Annotated in this window: 13 protein-coding genes; 4 read left to right on the top strand and 9 right to left on the bottom strand. The window is 73.2% G+C overall.

Annotated features, from left to right (window positions below):
- Nucleotides 1-560: 560 nt before the first annotated feature.
- The 5 genes from nudC to ACWEFJ_RS13455 all read right to left on the bottom strand — a co-directional run bounded on the left by nudC (nt 561) and on the right by ACWEFJ_RS13455 (nt 6,539).
- Nucleotides 561-1,511: an NAD(+) diphosphatase gene (gene nudC, locus ACWEFJ_RS13475; protein ID WP_449713903.1), complete on the bottom strand. Its 951-nt coding sequence runs from the start codon at nt 1,509-1,511 to the stop codon at nt 561-563.
- Nucleotides 1,508-2,896 (bottom strand): M16 family metallopeptidase, encoded by a 1,389-nt coding sequence (locus ACWEFJ_RS13470; protein ID WP_449713902.1) that lies wholly within the window; start codon nt 2,894-2,896, stop codon nt 1,508-1,510. The genes nudC and ACWEFJ_RS13470 overlap by 4 nt, the downstream gene beginning before the upstream one ends.
- On the bottom strand, nt 2,893-4,179 hold the full coding sequence (locus ACWEFJ_RS13465) for a M16 family metallopeptidase (RefSeq protein WP_378084496.1): 1,287 nt from the start codon (nt 4,177-4,179) through the stop codon (nt 2,893-2,895). Before ACWEFJ_RS13465 ends, ACWEFJ_RS13470 begins: the two co-directional genes overlap by 4 nt.
- Before the next feature lie 336 nt (nt 4,180-4,515).
- The gene (locus tag ACWEFJ_RS13460; protein ID WP_449713901.1) at nt 4,516-6,156 is read right to left on the bottom strand and encodes a DUF2207 domain-containing protein; all 1,641 of its coding nucleotides are present in this window, start codon (nt 6,154-6,156) and stop codon (nt 4,516-4,518) included.
- A gap of 176 nt (nt 6,157-6,332) precedes the next feature.
- Nucleotides 6,333-6,539, bottom strand: a complete 207-nt coding sequence (locus ACWEFJ_RS13455) for a hypothetical protein (protein ID WP_449713900.1) — start codon at nt 6,537-6,539, stop codon at nt 6,333-6,335.
- Here ACWEFJ_RS13455 and ACWEFJ_RS13450 point away from each other — a divergent pair.
- Together ACWEFJ_RS13450 and ACWEFJ_RS13445 are read left to right on the top strand one after the other, a co-directional pair.
- Entirely contained in the window at nt 6,520-7,488 is a 969-nt protein-coding gene (locus ACWEFJ_RS13450; RefSeq protein ID WP_449713899.1) for a neutral zinc metallopeptidase, read from the top strand. The two genes, ACWEFJ_RS13455 and ACWEFJ_RS13450, sit on opposite strands and share 20 nt — an antisense overlap.
- Before the next feature lie 15 nt (nt 7,489-7,503).
- Nucleotides 7,504-8,403, top strand: coding sequence for a neutral zinc metallopeptidase (locus ACWEFJ_RS13445; protein WP_378084492.1), 900 nt, complete (start codon nt 7,504-7,506; stop codon nt 8,401-8,403).
- On the opposite strand, the gene ACWEFJ_RS13440 is transcribed toward ACWEFJ_RS13445, so the two are convergent.
- Nucleotides 8,373-8,810: a hypothetical protein gene (locus ACWEFJ_RS13440; RefSeq protein ID WP_449713898.1), complete on the bottom strand. Its 438-nt coding sequence runs from the start codon at nt 8,808-8,810 to the stop codon at nt 8,373-8,375. The two genes, ACWEFJ_RS13445 and ACWEFJ_RS13440, sit on opposite strands and share 31 nt — an antisense overlap.
- Nucleotides 8,811-8,938: 128 nt before the next feature.
- Nucleotides 8,939-9,577 (bottom strand): DUF5666 domain-containing protein, encoded by a 639-nt coding sequence (locus ACWEFJ_RS13435; protein ID WP_449713897.1) that lies wholly within the window; start codon nt 9,575-9,577, stop codon nt 8,939-8,941.
- A 943-nt stretch (nt 9,578-10,520) separates the two neighbouring features.
- Here ACWEFJ_RS13435 and ACWEFJ_RS13430 point away from each other — a divergent pair.
- Together ACWEFJ_RS13430 and ACWEFJ_RS13425 are read left to right on the top strand one after the other, a co-directional pair.
- Nucleotides 10,521-11,198 carry a response regulator transcription factor gene (locus ACWEFJ_RS13430; RefSeq protein WP_378084488.1) on the top strand — a complete coding sequence of 226 codons (678 nt, stop codon included), beginning with the start codon at nt 10,521-10,523 and terminating at the stop codon, nt 11,196-11,198.
- Nucleotides 11,195-13,117, top strand: coding sequence for an ATP-binding protein (locus tag ACWEFJ_RS13425; protein ID WP_449713896.1), 1,923 nt, complete (start codon nt 11,195-11,197; stop codon nt 13,115-13,117). Before ACWEFJ_RS13430 ends, ACWEFJ_RS13425 begins: the two co-directional genes overlap by 4 nt.
- Before the next feature lie 42 nt (nt 13,118-13,159).
- Here ACWEFJ_RS13425 and ACWEFJ_RS13420 read toward each other — a convergent pair whose 3' ends face one another.
- Both ACWEFJ_RS13420 and ACWEFJ_RS13415 read right to left on the bottom strand, forming a co-directional pair.
- Nucleotides 13,160-14,227 (bottom strand): potassium channel family protein, encoded by a 1,068-nt coding sequence (locus ACWEFJ_RS13420; RefSeq protein WP_378084486.1) that lies wholly within the window; start codon nt 14,225-14,227, stop codon nt 13,160-13,162.
- A complete protein-coding gene (locus ACWEFJ_RS13415; RefSeq protein WP_378084485.1) occupies nt 14,224-15,636 on the bottom strand; it encodes a M20/M25/M40 family metallo-hydrolase in 1,413 nt (470 codons plus the stop codon). Before ACWEFJ_RS13415 ends, ACWEFJ_RS13420 begins: the two co-directional genes overlap by 4 nt.
- Nucleotides 15,637-15,680: the final 44 nt, after the last annotated feature.

Raw genomic sequence — 15,680 nt, 5'->3', positions numbered from 1 at the left:
CACGTGCACAACCCGGCGGTCGTCCGGTGGCCGCTCGTGCACCACCCGGCTGCGGCGCACCAACCAGTCGAGTGACGCCGCTTCGGCCGACCGCGAGCAGATCGGACAACTCGGACATTGGCAGACCGCCGTTCAGGTCGATCCGGAGCCGTGGTGGACATCGCGCCCCGGCGCAGGCGAGGTCCGTGCCGAGGGTCGGAGTTCTTGCGCCGCAACGCTGTCGGGCGTGCAGGTGAGGGCTCGCGCGCAGGCCAGGAGCGTGCGTGCCCATGCCATCCGTGGGCATTGCACCCGTGCCGGACATCGCGCCGAGCCGTTGACGGCCGCCCTCGGTCGCCCGGTTCGCCACCGCCGCCCATCGCTGGGGGCGGTGGCACGCCACCCCGCGGACCCGGCCGCCGATGTTCCGCTGCTTCACCGAGGTCGGCACCGGCATCGACCCGCCCCGGCCGCACGTCGAACTGCCGGAGATCACCTGGCACCGGTTAGGCGAACTTCGTCCACCGGCTGCCCTGGCCCGACCCTGCCCCGCCCGACCTGACCGGCCGTGCCGCGCCGGATCAGCCCGCCGCCGCCCACGACTGGATCATCCGGTAGGCGATCGACGCGCCGGGAGCGAGCAGCAGGTCCGGCACGCTGCCCGGTTCGGCGAGCGCCTGCCGCACCTCCGCCCGACCGACCCACTTGGCCTGCGCGATCTCACCGTCCGCGAGCCGCAGCGGCTCGGCCGGGTCGGCCACCGCCTCGAAGCCCACCATCAACGACCGCGGGAACGGCCACGGCTGGCTGCCGAGGTAGCGGATGGCGGCGACCTCGACACCGACCTCCTCGGCGATCTCCCGCGCCACGCACGCCTCCAGCGACTCGCCCGCCTCGACGAACCCGGCCAGCACCGAGTACCGCCCCTCCGGCCACCCGGCGCCGCGGGCGAGCAGCACCTGGTCCGCGCCGTCGTGCACCAGGCAGATCACCGCCGCGTCGGTGCGCGGGTACTCCTCGTGCCCGCACTGCTCGCACACCCGCGCCCACCCTGACTTGACGGACTCCGTCCGCCCGCCGCACACCGCGCAGAACTTCGCCGTCCGGTGCCAGTGGAACAACGCGACCGCCGACGTGAACAGGCCCGCGCCGGTGGCGTCCAGCAACGCGCCGCACGCCCGCAGGTCGAGCCACTGCGGCTCGTCGGTCAGCTCCGGCCGGGCCCACACCCGCCCGGCCGGAGCGCCGACGTCCGTCTCGTCCTCGGTCAGCGGCACCGCCCAGTACGCCACGCCGTCCTGCTCGCCGAGCAGCACCGCCGTGTCCGGCGGGCCGTCGCCGAAATCGGTGGCGGGACGGTCCACCAGGCGCGACCCCCGGTCGGCCACCAGCGTGCGGCCGCGCGCGTCCACGCTGATGACCCGCGCCTTCGGCCACAGGTGCCCGAGCCGGTCCGCGTCACCCCGCAACGGCTCCTGCCGGTTGACCGTGAACCGCGACAGGGCGGGCAGTTCCACCAACTCGAAGCTCACGGCAGGGTCACACCGCCCAACGCCCGCAGCTGCGGGGCCAGCAGCTCCGCGTCACCGACCAGCACACCGGTGAACGCGGTCGGCGCGAAGAACTCCAACGCCACCTCCGTGACCTGCTCGACCGTGACGCTCGCCAGCCGCGCCGGGTGCCCGGTGAACCACTCCACGTCCAGGCCCAGACCGGCGAGGTTCACCAGGAACGACGCCAACCCGCCCTGTGACGACGTCGAGGTCAGCAGCGACCCGACCGCGTAGCGGCGCGCGGTGTCCACCTCGGACTCGGTCGGCGGCACCAGGCCCAGGCGACCCAGCTCGTACCGGGTCTCCAACAGCGCCGCCGCCGTCACCTCGCTCGCGGTGTCGGCGTCCACCAGCAGCGTCGCGCCGCTCGGCGTGAACTCCGGGTGCGACCGCGCGCCGTAGGTGTAGCCCTTGTCCTCCCGGATGTTCTCCACCAGCCGCGACGAGAAGAACCCGCCGAACACCAGGTTCGCGAGCTGCAACGCCGGGTACCGCTCGTCGGTCCGCACCAGGCCGCGCCCGGCGAGGCGGATCTGGGACTGCACGGCTCCCGGGCGGTGCACCAGCAGCACGTCGCCACCCCGCACGGGCGGCAGCGGCGACAACGACACCGCCGTGCCCTCACCGGTCCAGCCGCCCAACGCCCCCTCGACCGCGCGCACCGCCGCGTCCGGCTCCACGTCGCCCACGACGACCAGCACCGACCCACGCGGCAGCACGGCCGCCGAGTGCAGCGCGAGCACGTCGTCCCGCGTGACCGCCGCGACCTCGTCCGCCTCGGGCATCTCCTTGGCGAACGGGTGGTCGCCGTACAGGTGGCGCTGCAACGCCTCCCGGGCGATCACGTTCGGCTGCGACCGCGCCAGCCGGATCCGCTCCACCAACCGGGCCCGTTCCCGCTCGACCTCGTCCGCCGGGTAGGTCGCGCCGGTGAGCACGTCCCGCAGCACGTCCAGCACGGTGCCGAAACCGGACACCAGCGCGTTGCCGGACAGCGCCAGCCGCTCCGGGTCGACCACCGCGTCCAGCTCGCCGCCGACCAGCGCCAGCTCCGTGTCCACGTCCACCCGGCTCCGGGTCGCGGTGCCGGTGAGGATCGTGTTCGCCAGCACCTCGGCGCGGGCCGCGTGCGTCGACCCGACGCTGCTCGCCGCCGGGTCCCCGAACGGGATCCGCAGCCGTACCTCCACCAGCGGCACCGACGACCGGCGCACCGCGAGCACCCGCAGGCCGTTGGCCAACGTGGTGTCGACGGTGTCCAGGTCCGCCGCCGCCCGCTGCTCGCCCAGCTCGGGGAACGGGCGAGGCCCTAGCTCCGTACGGCCGATCTCCTCGGCGCTGCGGTGCTTGGTCGGGGCGCTCACTCGTTACCTCCGGTGGCGGGCTTGAGGATCAGGACGGCGCGCGAGTCCGGCCGCAGCGCCTTGGCCGCCGCGGCGACCTCGTCGGTGGTGATGCCGGCCAGCTTGTCCGGCAGCTCGTACAGCAGCTCGGCCCGCCCGAACAGCAGCTCGGCCGACCCGAGGCCCAGCGTGCGGCTGGTGAGCCGGTCGTGCTCCCGGTGCATGGTCGACACCCAGCGGGCGGTGACCTTCGCCAGCTCCTGCTCGGTCGGCCCTTCCTCGGCCAACCGCAGCAGCTCCTCGTCCACCGCCGCGAGCACCTGCTCGGAGGTGACCTCCGGCGGGTGGATCGCGGTGATGCTGAACGTGTCGGGGTCGCGCGCCTCCAGCGGCCCGAACAGACCGCACCCGGCGCCGACGTCGACCACGATCGCGTCGCGGTGCACCAGCCGCTGCTGGAGCCGCGACCCGTCGCCGTCGGTCAGCACACCGGCCAGGACCAGGTACGTGAGGTAGCCCTCGACCTCGGCGACCGGGTCCGGGATGCGGTAGCCCACGGCGATGGCGGGCATCGGCGCGTGCTTGTCGGTGTGCTCGGCCCGCAGCTCGCCCTTCGGCGCGGCCTCGGCGAACGACGGCCGGGGCGCCACCGGTCGGGCGGGCACGTCACCGAAGTGCTTCTCGACGAGCGCCTTCGCCTCGTCGGGGTCGAAGTCGCCCGCCACCGTCAGCACGGCGTTGCCCGGCGCGTAGTAGGTGTCGAAGAACGCGGCGCAGTCGTCCACGGTGGCGTTCTCCAGGTCGGTGAAGTCGCCGTAGCCGTTGTGCGCGTTAGGGAAGGTCTGGAACAGGACCGGCGGCAGGAGGATCCAGGGGAACCCGCCGTACGGTCGGTTCAGCACGTTGAGTCGGATCTCCTCCTTCACGACGTCGATCTGGTTGCGCAGGTTCTCTTCGGTGATCTTCGGCGCCCGCATGCGGTCGGCCTCGAGGAACAGCGCCCGCTCGAGGGCCGCCGACGGCAGCACCTGGTAGTAGTCGGTGTAGTCGGGGTGGGTCGACCCGTTGAACGTGCCGCCCGAGGACTGCACGTGCCGGAAGTGGGCCAGCTTCTCCAGGCTCTCGCTGCCCTGGAACATGAGGTGCTCGAAGAGGTGAGCGAACCCCGTGCGGCCCTCGGGCTCCGAGCGGAAGCCCACGTCGTAGTGCACGCTCACCCCGACGACCGGGGCGCTGCGGTCGGGTGCGAGCACCACCCGCAGACCGTTGGGAAGCGTGAACCTGTGCAGTTCGGGTAGCGCCATGAACGCAGCCTACGGGTTCACACCACTGCCCGGCCCGATGGTCGCCCGCCCGCCGCGACGACCCGCTACGCCGTGCGCGAACCGACCGAACGGGGACCGGTCGACCAGCGACGGGGCGGCCGGCCCGGGACCGGGAGCACGCCGTGCCCGGACCGGACCAACGCCCGTCTCAGCAGGCCGCCCACCCGGTGGAGCCGGCGCACATGGACACCGGGGTGACTTCGGCCTGAGCACCCCCGACCCTTCGCCCGCCGCCCGCGGGTCTGGTTCGGGGATGCGGTTATTGTCGAACTGCTGTTCGACGGAACGCAAGATCACGTTCGAGTGAACCGCGGGTCAGCCGCGCAGCGACCGCAGGTGCCCCGCCTGCGCCAGCACGCCGTCCACCGCGCCGAGGAACGCCGGGAACCGCTGCGCGAACCGCCGCAGGTCACCGCCCTGCTCGGCCTCGCCGAACCAGTACAGCCCCGGCCGGGCGCCCGAGAACGCCGCCAGCCACCGCTCCGCCTCCCCCAGCACCACCGCGTAGGGCAGCGACCGCGAGAACACCATTTCCCGATCCGACTCCGGGATGTCCTGGGGCGTCGCCGTGTGCAAGTACCCGCGCAACCCGCGCACGTGCTCCAACAAGGCACTGCCGCGCCTGGTCCGCGCGGGCATGGTGCGCGCGCCGACCGCCAACGACACCCCGGCCACCACGACCACCAGCCCGAACAACGCCGCCCCGCCGACCAGCGCCAACACCACCGTCAACACGACACCCAGCACACCCAGCCCCGTGCCGACCCACCACCACAGGGTGCGCTCGGCGTCGGGACGGCGGGTGAACCAGTTCTTCGCGACCACGTCCGCGTACAGCTCGTCCCGCACGCGTGACAGGTCGATCCGCCTGCCGCGCAGCTCGGACAGCGTCAACGCGTCCACCCCGTCGGGCAACAACGCCTCGTACACCGCCCGCTCGTACCCGGACAGCGACGGGTCGGCGGGGTTGCGCCGCACGAACCGCCAGTCGTGCCCGTCGAGCTCCTCGATCCAGAGGTAGTTGCGCACGGCGAGGTCCACGATCGTCGCGGTCACGTCCACCACGTCCACGTGCTCGTCCACGACGGTCCCCACCTGACCCGGCAGCACGCCGTCCGGCGAAGCGAACGCCACGTGCCCGGAACCGTCCGTGACCAGCACGTTCACCGGCCCGACGTCACCGGCTAACGCGCGTGCGTCACGACCGCGCAGGTACCACAACAACAACCCGCCGCACAGCAGCAGGACGACGAGCACACCGAGCATCACACCGGTCAACGGCGTCAACGCGAACGCCGCCGCCAGCCCCGACGTCTCCTCGACCAGCGCGTTCGCGGGCGCCGCACCCTCCTGCAACCCGACCGCCACGTCGATCCGCTCACCGGCGGCCAGGCCGATCTCGGTCGCCCGCACGCCGCGCCCGTCGCCCAGGTCCGCGCTGGTGCACGGCGTGGCCGTGCCCGGCTCGCCGGCCAGGCAGTTCACCGACCGGGGCGCGTCCGGCGTGATCACCGAGACCTTCACCGAGTCCAGCGCGGTGTCCCAGCCGCTCGCGGGCTGCCAGCGCAGCTCCAGCGTGTCGCCGATCTTGGCGACGGCGCCCACCACGGAGTACTTGACGGTGGACGTGCCCGCCTGGAGTGCGATCGTCAGCTCGTCGTCCGATGCTGTAGCGGTGCCCTTGCCTTCGACGGCCACATCGCCGACCCGGAACACGCGGTCCCGGTCCGCGGCGACGGGGACGCGCAGCGGAACGACGCGCGTGGCCGCCTTCCCCTCGGGAACGGTCACCACCTCGGTCACGGTCAGCCTGCCGTCGCGCTCCAGCTTGAGCCGCACGTCGGCGCCGACCGTCCCGGGCAGCCCGGCCGTGCTGCCCGGCTGCGCCGACGCCGTGCCGATGCCCGCGCACAGCGCGACCGCGCAGAGGGCCGCCGCTCCCCAGTTTTTCAACACGGCCGCGGAGGATAGCGGAGTTCCCCTAAGCTCTTGTGCTGATTCGGGCATCCGCGATATGGGGGACGACCAGCGATGACGCAACCACCGCCGCCGGGTGGCTGGCCACCGCCGCGACCGGTCGGACCGCCGCCGATGCCGGCGCCGCTGGACCCCCGTCAGCCGCAGCAACCGCGTCAGCACCAGCCGTGGCCGGCCGCCCCGATGCCGCCGCCCGGCCCGCAGCAGCAGCCCCCGTCGTGGCCCGGTCCGCCGCCCGTGATGCCGCCGCCGACGGCCCCGCCGCAACCGCCGCCCGCGCACTGGGGTCCGCCGCCCGGCCCGCCGCCGGGTTGGGGCCCGGCGCCGATGCCGTACCCGCCGATGCCCCCCAGGAAGAGCAAGGGGCCCCTGGTGGCGGTGCTGGTCGTCGGCTTGCTCGTGCTCGGCGTCGCGACGATCGGCATCGTGGCCGCGACCAGCGGCTCCAAGGAGGCCGGCGACTCCGGCAACGCCGGCTACGCGAGCTACACGTACACGCCCGAGCCCACCACCACGACCACCGAGACGACGACCGCCACCACGGAGAGCAGCAGGCGGTCCGCGTCGACGAGCACGCCCAAGGCCGGCCCCAAGGCCGTCATCACGCTGGGCGACAACCCCATCCACGGCGCGGGGCTGGGCGCGTTCAACATCGACGGCTGCCCCCTGCCGTCGATGGACTACTCGCCCGCGGGGCAGGACCGGTTCCTCCGGGCCGCGCTGCCGTGCATCGAGGCGATGTGGAAGCCGTCGTTCGAACGCGCGAACCTGCCCTACCAGCCGGTCGAGCTGGTCATGGTGACCTCGCAGGTCACGACCACGTGCGGCAACATGGGCCCGGACCGCACGGCCATGTACTGCGACGGCACCATCTACTGGACGCCGAACCACTACGCCAACGAGCAGGGCTCGGCCAACCCCAACCACCCGGGCAAGTACCTGGGGCAGCTCGCCCACGAGTACGGCCACCACGTCCAGTGGCTGTCCGGCATCCTCCGCGCGGCCAGCCAGGCGCAGTACGAGAAGGGCGGCTGGGACACCCCCGAGGGCCTCGACCTGAACCGCCGCAAGGAACTGCAGGCCACGTGCTTCGGCGGCATGACGCTGGCGCCGCTGTCGCACGGCGCGGTGCCCGGCGACGTGATCTCCGTGGCGCTCACCGACGCGGGCAACCGCGGCGACTACCCGATCTACCCGAACCGGGACCACGGCGCGCCCGAGCGCAACGCGGCGTGGGTGAACCACGGGTTCAAGAACAACGAGACCAGCGCGTGCAACACTTGGGTGGCGAGCGCGGCGGACGTCAGCTGACCCGACTGGAGGACCGTGCACACGCCCGAGGAGCCCAGGAACAACCCGATCGTCCTCGTCGGCGTGTTCTCGTTGATCGTGTTGTGCGTGCTGGGGCTCGGCGGCATCACGCAGCTCGAGACGTCACGTCAGATCAACGGCCGCGCGGTGGCCGCGCCCGGCGTGCGGGTCCCGGAGACCACGGAGGCCGAGACGCCGCGGCCGCGTGCGGTGCACCGGCTGGCCGACCACCCGTTGCTGACCGCGCCCGTGCGGCTGCCCGTCGTGACCTGCGCTTTGCCGGCGTTCGGGGTGTCGGACGCGGAGCTGTCGGCGTACTACGAGGCCGGTGTGGTGTGCCTCGACGACGCGTGGCGGCCGGTGCTGGAGCAGGCGAACCTGCCGTTCGACCCGCCCGCGTTGGACACCTCGCCGGAGCTGGCCGAGGGGCCGTGCGGCTCGGCGCCCGCGGAGAGTGAGGCGGTCGCGTACTACTGCGGTCGCAACAGGACCATCTACATGCCCACGCGGCGGCTGCGCGACAACGGCGGCGGCGAGCGCGCCGGGTCGCACCTGGCGACGTTGGCGCACGAGTACGGGCACCACGTGCAGGCGTTGACGGGGATGCTCCGCGCGGCGGACTCCAAGATCTCCGACGCGGGCGAGGCGACGCCGGCGGGGCTGGAGATGTCGCGGCGCATCGAGCTGCAGGCCAACTGCTTCGCCGGGATGTTCCTGGTGGCGGCGTCCGGGTCGCTCGGCACCGGGTTGGCCCAGGAGGCGGCGGAGGACTTCCAGTACGCCGTGGAGGAGCCGGCCGAGAAGAACGCCCACGGCAACCCGGACAACCAGGCCGAGTGGGCGTCGCAGGGGTTCACGACGGGCGTGACGTCGTCGTGCAACACCTACGCGGCGCCGGCCGAGGCCGTGGGCTGAGAACGCCTGGTCATCAGGTAGGCGTAGAGGCCGCCGGCGAGACCGCTCAGGCACATCAGCAGCATCGTCAGCCTGGTCCCGAACGGCATGCCGGCGGGCGCGCTGGCGGCGGCTTGGACGGTGAACTCGCCGCTGGTGTCGGCCGGGAGGACGACCTCCACGACCTCGTTCGGCTGGTGGCCGCACCCGTCGAGCCTGGCGGTGTGCGTCCGGTCACCGATCGTCAGTTCGACCCGGTCGTACGCGTCCGCGTCGCCGCACGAGGCCGGGGTCACGACGGTGGCGGAGACCCGCTGGACCTCGGCGGACGTGCGCGGCCACCACAACGCGACCGCTGCCGCGACGGCTGCCAGCCCCACGACCAGCAGCACCAGCGCCCACCTGACCGGGCTTCGCGGAACCGCCACAGCGTGGATGGTCGCAGACGCGCCGGCGGGGTGTCGTGGGGGCCGACCCGTCGCCACCACCCACAAACATCACTCGATCGTGATCTTGCACACCCTCGAACGCCAGTTCGACACTAGACCCATGAACCTCACCGGGAAAGCCGCCGAAGCCGCTCGACCACCAGCACGTCGCCGGATGCCGTACCGCGCACCGCGACGAGATCACCGACCCTGGGCTTGTCCGCCACGCCGGAGAGCTCCAGAGTCCGGGTGGAGCCCGCGAACTCGATCAACGTGGCGCGATCGCCGTCCAGCGCGGTCACCGTGCCGCGGGCGCGCGCCCGCGGCACGCCCACCATGAGCGCCTTGCCGTCTTGTGCCCGAACGATGACGCGCTGACCGGGCCGGAGCCCGGCCAGGTCGACGCCCCGCGTCTTCGTGGAGGGACCGGTGGTGACGGTGACCTCGCCACCCGCGTCCTTGGCCACGTCCAACGCCCCGTCACGCACGGCCTTGACCGTGCCGACGACGACCGTGCCGCCCGCGCGGTCCTTCCGGCCCTTGCCGGGCCTGCCCTCGGCCCGCTCGAGCGCGCCGGTCCGTTCGTGACCCGCCACCGATCGGTCGGGAGCCGGTCGATCAGGAGAGGAGGCTGCCGCACCCTGCCAGAAGACGGCGACGAGTGCCACGACAAGACCCACCAGGACGGCCACCACCGGCTTGCGCATGAGGCCCAGGGTGCGCGCACCACCTGAGCGAAGCCTGAAGGCGCAGCCGACGCCCTCCACCCGCACAACCCAGCGCCGCACACGGTCGGCCGCCCGCACTCCGCGCGACCCGCCCTTCGGACTCGGCGAACAACGCGTCGAGCACGTCGGCGACGACGTCGGACCGGACCAGGGGCCGAGGTGGTCCGGGTCGGACCGCCGCCACCGATGTCACACCGGCCGATGTCACCGGATCCGCCCGCACTCGGACCGAGTGACCTCTCGGCAGTCCTCCCACGCCACCGCCCACCATTCCGGCAGAGCGCTCATGCCCCTTGGGCTACGAGGCGTGCCGGATCGCGGCCCGGCCGACTCGGCACTCGGCCTCACCGCAGCGCGCCGCCGCTCGCCCTCCGCCCGGTGGTCGAGCACCGCACCACCGACCACGTCCCGGCCAGGCGACCACCAGTGGTTGTCGGGGACCACTGGCGGCGATCCCGGCCGAGTCGGAACCGCCCGTCCCGCGGGCAACGCGGGCCGACCGGTGCGGACTCCGGAACCGACGGTCCGGTGTCCGCGCGAGCACTACAGGAGCGTGCGACCGCGCCCCACCTCGTCGGGAGACGACGACTATCCGGGCAGTGAGCGTGGAACGCGCTCGTCCCTTGTCCACAACGGATCGCATCACCCGCGCCACAGGATCGGCACCGTGGTCGTCGGCACTCTCGCCGACCTGTGGCGCACGCGGTCGCGGCGGCCGCTCGCGGTGGTCCACCGCGGCCGGCTGACCGTCACCACCGCGAAGGTCGTGCCACCTGGCACGGCCGGTGCGGCGATCCCCGAACGGCGGAGAGCGGTGGACGTCCACCGCTCTCCCCCTTGGACGGCCGGCCTCTCCCGTCCGCGCCCATGTCGGGAGAGACCGGCCCCACAACCTCCGGCACGCCTGGGTGCCGGTGACGAATGCCTGTCGGTTCGTCGTGGTCTCACGGCCGTGTCGGGGGGCGCGACGCAGAATGTGGAGGTGTCGACTGCTGCCAGAGTGCTGGTGATCGAGGACGCGGAGGCGATTGGCGCCGCGGTGAGTTCCGCCCTGCGGGATGCGGGTTACCAGGTTCAGGTCCGGCCGGACGGCCGGGATCTGGAAGGTGAGCTGGTCCGGTTCCGCCCGGACCTGGTGGTGCTCGACGTGATGCTGCCCGGCCGGGACGGCTTCATGCTGCTCGAGGTCATCCGGCGGACGTGCGGGGCCGGGGTGGTGATGCTGACCGCCCGGGACGGGGTGTCGGACCGCCTGCGCGGGCTCGACCGGGGCGCGGACGACTACGTGGTGAAGCCGTTCGTGCTGGCCGAGCTGGTCGCCCGGGTGAGCGCGGTGCTGCGGCGGCTGGGGCGGACGCCGTCGACGGTGCAGATCGGCGACCTCGTGGTGGACGCCGATTCGGCGGTGGTGCTGCGGGGTGACGTGCCGGTCGAGCTGACCGCCACCGAACTGCGCCTGCTGCGGTACCTGGCCGCGCAGCGCGGCCGGGTGGTGGGCAAGACGCAGATCCTCACGGCGGTGTGGGGCTACGAGGACTACGACCCGAACCTGGTGGAGGTGCACGTCAGCGCCCTGCGCCGGAAGTTGGAGGAGCACGGGCCGCGGTTGCTGCACACCGTGCGCGGGCTCGGGTACGTCCTCAGAGCGGACGAGACGTGAGCCTGCGGACCGTCTCGCTGCGGCGGCGGGTGACGCTGTCCGCGATCGGCGTGCTGGGCGTCGTGCTGATCGGGGTCGTGTTGTTGGTGGACGCGTTGTTCGCGGCGCAGTCCAGGCGGGACGTGGACACCGCGTTGTTGGAGAAGGCGCGGGTCGCGCAGCAGCTCGTCAAGCAGCGGGTGCGCGGTGCGGAACTGGTGGACCGGCTGGAAGGCCGGGGTGTGGAGGTCCGGCTCGTCATGCCGGACGGGACGGTGTACGGCAACGCACCGGACGAGGAGGTGGCGAACGAATTCAGTCGGCAGTTGGTCGACGGGTCGAAGATCACCGTGTACGCCGAGTCGTCGGTGATCACGGTCGCGCAGGCCAGGCTGCGGCGGTTGCTGGTGCTGGTCGGGATCGGCGCGTTGGCGGTGACGGCCGTGGCGATGGCGTTGGTGGTCCGACGGGCGTTGGCGCCGCTGGTCGCGATGACCACGCTGGCCAGGTCGATCGCAAGCGGTGACCGCGGGTATCGGCTCTACCCGTCGCAGGCGGACAACGAACTCGGTCGGATGGCGGCCGCGTTCGACGACATGCTGGACTCGTTGGAGGGATCGGAGGAGCGAACGAAACGGTTCGTGGCCGACGCGGCGCACGAACTGAGGACACCGATCGCGGGCGTGCAGGCGGTCGCGGAGGCGCTGATGCAGACCGGCAGCGCCGAGGAGCGGGAGCGGTTGAACCTGCTGCTGGTGCGCGAGTCGCGGCGGGCCGGGCGGCTGGTGGACGACCTGTTGGCGTTGGCGCGCATCGAGGCCGGTCTCGAACTGCACCGGGAACGGGTGGACCTGCTCGCGTTGGCGGAGGCCGAGGTGGGGCGGACGCGGTTGCTCGCGCCGGACTTCGACATCGCCGCCGAGGGCGAGTCGGCGTTCGTCTCGGGCGACCCGCAGCGGTTGGCGCAGGTGTTGGCGAACCTGGCCGACAACGCCCGGCAGGCCACCGGCCCGTCGGGGCGGGTGCGGCTGCGGGTGTCGAGGGCGGGCAGCTTCGCGCTGCTGGTCGTGTCCGACAACGGGCCGGGCGTGCCGCCGGAGGACCGGGAACGGATCTTCGACCGACTGGTGCGGTTGGACGAGGCGCGGGACCAGCGGTCGGGAGGTTCGGGCCTCGGGCTGCCGATCGCCCGTGGTGTGGTGCGGGCGCACGGAGGGGAGCTGACGTGCGTCGACCCCGACGAGTCGTCGCGCGACCGGACCGCCTGGCCGCGCGCGTCCGCGAACCGGGCCTCCGACCCCGCCTCGGACCGCACCCCGAGCGAGGTTGCGAGTGGGGCCTCGAACCGGGCCTCGGGCCCGGCCGCGGCGGCGGGTTCCGCGCCGACACCAGATCCGGCCCGAACGCCGGGGTCAACCCCAAGACCAGGGCCGGTCCCAACGCCGGGGTCGGTTCCAACGCCGGGGTCGTCGCGGACGTCAGGGGAGGTTCGGACGCCGGGTCCGGCCTCCACATCCGGTTCGGCGGCGGGTTCGGCGATGCCGGGACCGGCAGTGGAACCAGGGGCGGAATCGACTGCGGGTGCGGGGTCGGGATTCGGGGCGGCTGGTGGGGCGGGTGCGCCGACGGTGGCCGAGTCGGCCGGTGTGCACGCGGCAGCGGCTTCGGGGCTGGTCGGTGACGTCGGCGAGCCGGCCGATGCCGACCCATCGCCGAGCGGCGGGAACGCCGCCGAGCGTGGGTCGGTTGCCGACGCCTCGGGCGATCGCCGCGCTGCGGTGCGCCGCTCGGTTGAGGACGGAGGGGATGTCGGCGGCGGGGATGGCGGCGACAGCGATCGGGGTGGCGCGTTGGCCGGTGAGGCGTCGGGTGGTGGCGCGGCTGTCGGTGGGGCGTTCGGGGGTGCGGTGTTCGAGGTGCGGATCCCGTTGGCCGAGTGATGGCCGGGTGAAGGGAGGTGGGTTCCGGGTGGTGCCGCCGGGTCAGGATTCCTTGGGCGGGGTCACCTTCTTGACGTAGAGGAGGCGGTCGCCTGCTTCGACGGCGTCGGCTTCGGGGGCGTCGACCCGGTAGAGGGTGCCGTCGCGCACGACGCCCAGCACGATGTCCGGCAGGTGGCGGGGTGAGCCGCCGATCTCGGACGGTTCGACGTCGCGTTCGGCGATGGCCAGGCCGGCGTCCGGGGTCAGCAGGTCCTCGACCATGTCGACCACGGACGGGGTGGCGGTGGCCATGCCCAGCAGCCGGCCGGCGGTTTCGCTGGAGACGACGACCGAGTCGGCGCCGGACTGGCGCAGCAGGTGCTCGTTCTCGCGCTCCCGCACCGACGCCACGATCTGAGCCTTCGGCGCGAGTTCGCGGGCGGTGAGGGTGACCAGGACGGCGGTGTCGTCGCGGTTCGCGGCCACGACGACGGCCCTCGCGCGGGGGACGCCGGCCACGCGCAGCACGTCGTTGCTCGTGCCCGAACCGTGGACGGTGACCAGCCCGATGGCGGAGGCGGCGTCCAGGGCCTCCTGGGTGGTGTCGACCACGACGATCGAGCCCGGGTCGGCCCCGTCGCCCAACAGGGCGCTGACCGCGGATCGGCCCTTCGTGCCGTACCCGATGACGACCACGTGGTCCCGCACCTTCGTCCTCCACTTCTGGATGCGCAGCGCCTGGCGCGAGCGCTCGGTGAGCACTTCGAGGGTCGTACCGACCAGGACGATCAGGAACAGGACCCTCAAGGGGGTGATCACCAGGACGTTGACCAGCCGCGCCGACGAGCTGGCGGGGGTGATGTCACCGTATCCGGTGGTCGACAGCGACACCGTCGCGTAGTACACCGCGTCCAGGAAGGACAAGCCGTCTTCGTTGACGTCGCGGTAGCCGTCACGGTCGAGGTAGACGATCAGCACGGCCGCCATCAGGGCGCCCAGCGCGCCGATCACCCGTTTGAGGATCGCGCGGACGGGGCTTTGCACCGTGTCCGGCATCCTGATCACGCCGACGAGCGAGTGGCCGGGCCGGTCGGCCAGTGGTTCGCCCGGGCTGGTGCGGCGGATCATGACAGCCTTTCCGGGAGCAGTCGCCACAGCCGGGCGGCGGCCTCGGCGCCGCGCAGCAGCAGTGGCACGACGACCCGCTCGTCGGGCGCGTGGATGCGATCATCCGGCAACGTCGCGCCGAGGTACACGACCGGCACGCCGAGCCAGCCGTGCAGCAGGGCCGCGGGGCCGGAGCCACCCGTTCGACTGAACCGCACGGGTTGCTCGAACGCGGCCTGCACCGCGTCGCGCACGGCGCCCACGGCCGGGTGGGACACGTCCACCGCGTAGGGCGGCACGCCGTCGCCGTGCGCGATCACCTCGGCGTGCAGACCGGGCGGGGTGTGCTGGGCGACGAACTCGCGCAGCGCGTCGGCGACCCGCTCGGGCCGCTGGTCGGGCACGAGCCGGAACGACAGCTTCACCGAGGCCCGGGCGGGCACGATGGTCTTGAGCCCCGGACCGGTGTAGCCGCCGCTGATCCCGTTGACCTCGGCGGTGGGGCGCACCCAGACCCGTTCGAGGGTCGACCAGCCGGGTTCGCCGGCCACGCCCTGGGCGCCGCCGGCGTTCGCGAGCCACACCGCTTCGTCGAACGGCAGCGCGGCGTAGTCGGCGCGTTCGGCCTCCGTGGGCGGCACCACGTCGGTGTAGAAGTCGCGCAGCCGGACCCGGCCGTCGGCGTCGTGCAGGGCGGCGACGAGCCGGGCGAGAGCGGTCGCCGGGTTCGGCACGCTGCCACCCGACCGGCCGGAGTGCACGTCCGAGGAGCCGCCCGTGAACACCACCTCCGCGCCGTACACGCCGCGTTGGCCGGTGCAGACCGTCGGCGCGTCGCGCGAGTACAGCGGCGTGTCGGTGAACACCACCAGGTCGCAGGCGAGGTCGTCGCGGTGGTCGTCCAGCAGCCGCGTCAGGTGCGGCGAGCCGGACTCCTCCTCGCCCTCCACCAGCAGCTTGAGCGTCACCGCGGGGCGGTCCGCGCCGGTCGCCGCGAGGTGCGCCCGCACCCCGAGCAGGTGCATCGCGACCTGGCCCTTGTCGTCGCTGGCGCCCCGGCCGAACAGCTCGTCGCCGACCAGCGTCGCCTCGAACGGCGGCGTGTGCCACTGCTCGACCGGGTCGACCGGCTGCACGTCGTGGTGGCCGTAGACGAGCACGGTGGGCGCGTCGGGGTCGGCGGCGGGCCAGCAGGCGTACACGGCGGGCAGCGCCGGGCCCTCGTCCCAGACCCGCACGTCGGGCCAGCCGTCGCGGCGCAGCGCCCCGGCGAGCCAGTGCGCGGACGCGGCCACGTCGCCGTGGTGCGCCGGGTCGGCCCCGATCGACGGGATGGCCAGCCACTCGCGCAGTCCGGCGACGAAGTCGTCGGCGGACGCGGCCACGGCCGCCCGCTCGGGATGGTCGGGATTTTCGGGATCACCGCTCACGGTGCGGGAGGATAACCCTGGGAGAGCCGGACGGCGTCCCTCAT

The organism is Actinosynnema sp. NPDC004786 (assembly GCF_053601135.1).
Note: the sequence above shows the minus strand (reverse complement) of the source record. Positions and strands in the feature narration are given on the sequence as shown.

Bases quoted from the DNA above. Each gene is read 5' to 3' on its own strand.
- ACWEFJ_RS13465 (WP_378084496.1), bottom strand. From the start codon at position 4,179: ATGGCGCTACCCGAACTGCACAGGTTCACGCTTCCCAACGGTCTGCGG.
- ACWEFJ_RS13450 (WP_449713899.1), top strand. From the start codon at position 6,520: ATGCCCCCCAGGAAGAGCAAGGGGCCCCTGGTGGCGGTGCTGGTCGTC.
- ACWEFJ_RS13420 (WP_378084486.1), bottom strand. From the start codon at position 14,227: ATGATCCGCCGCACCAGCCCGGGCGAACCACTGGCCGACCGGCCCGGC.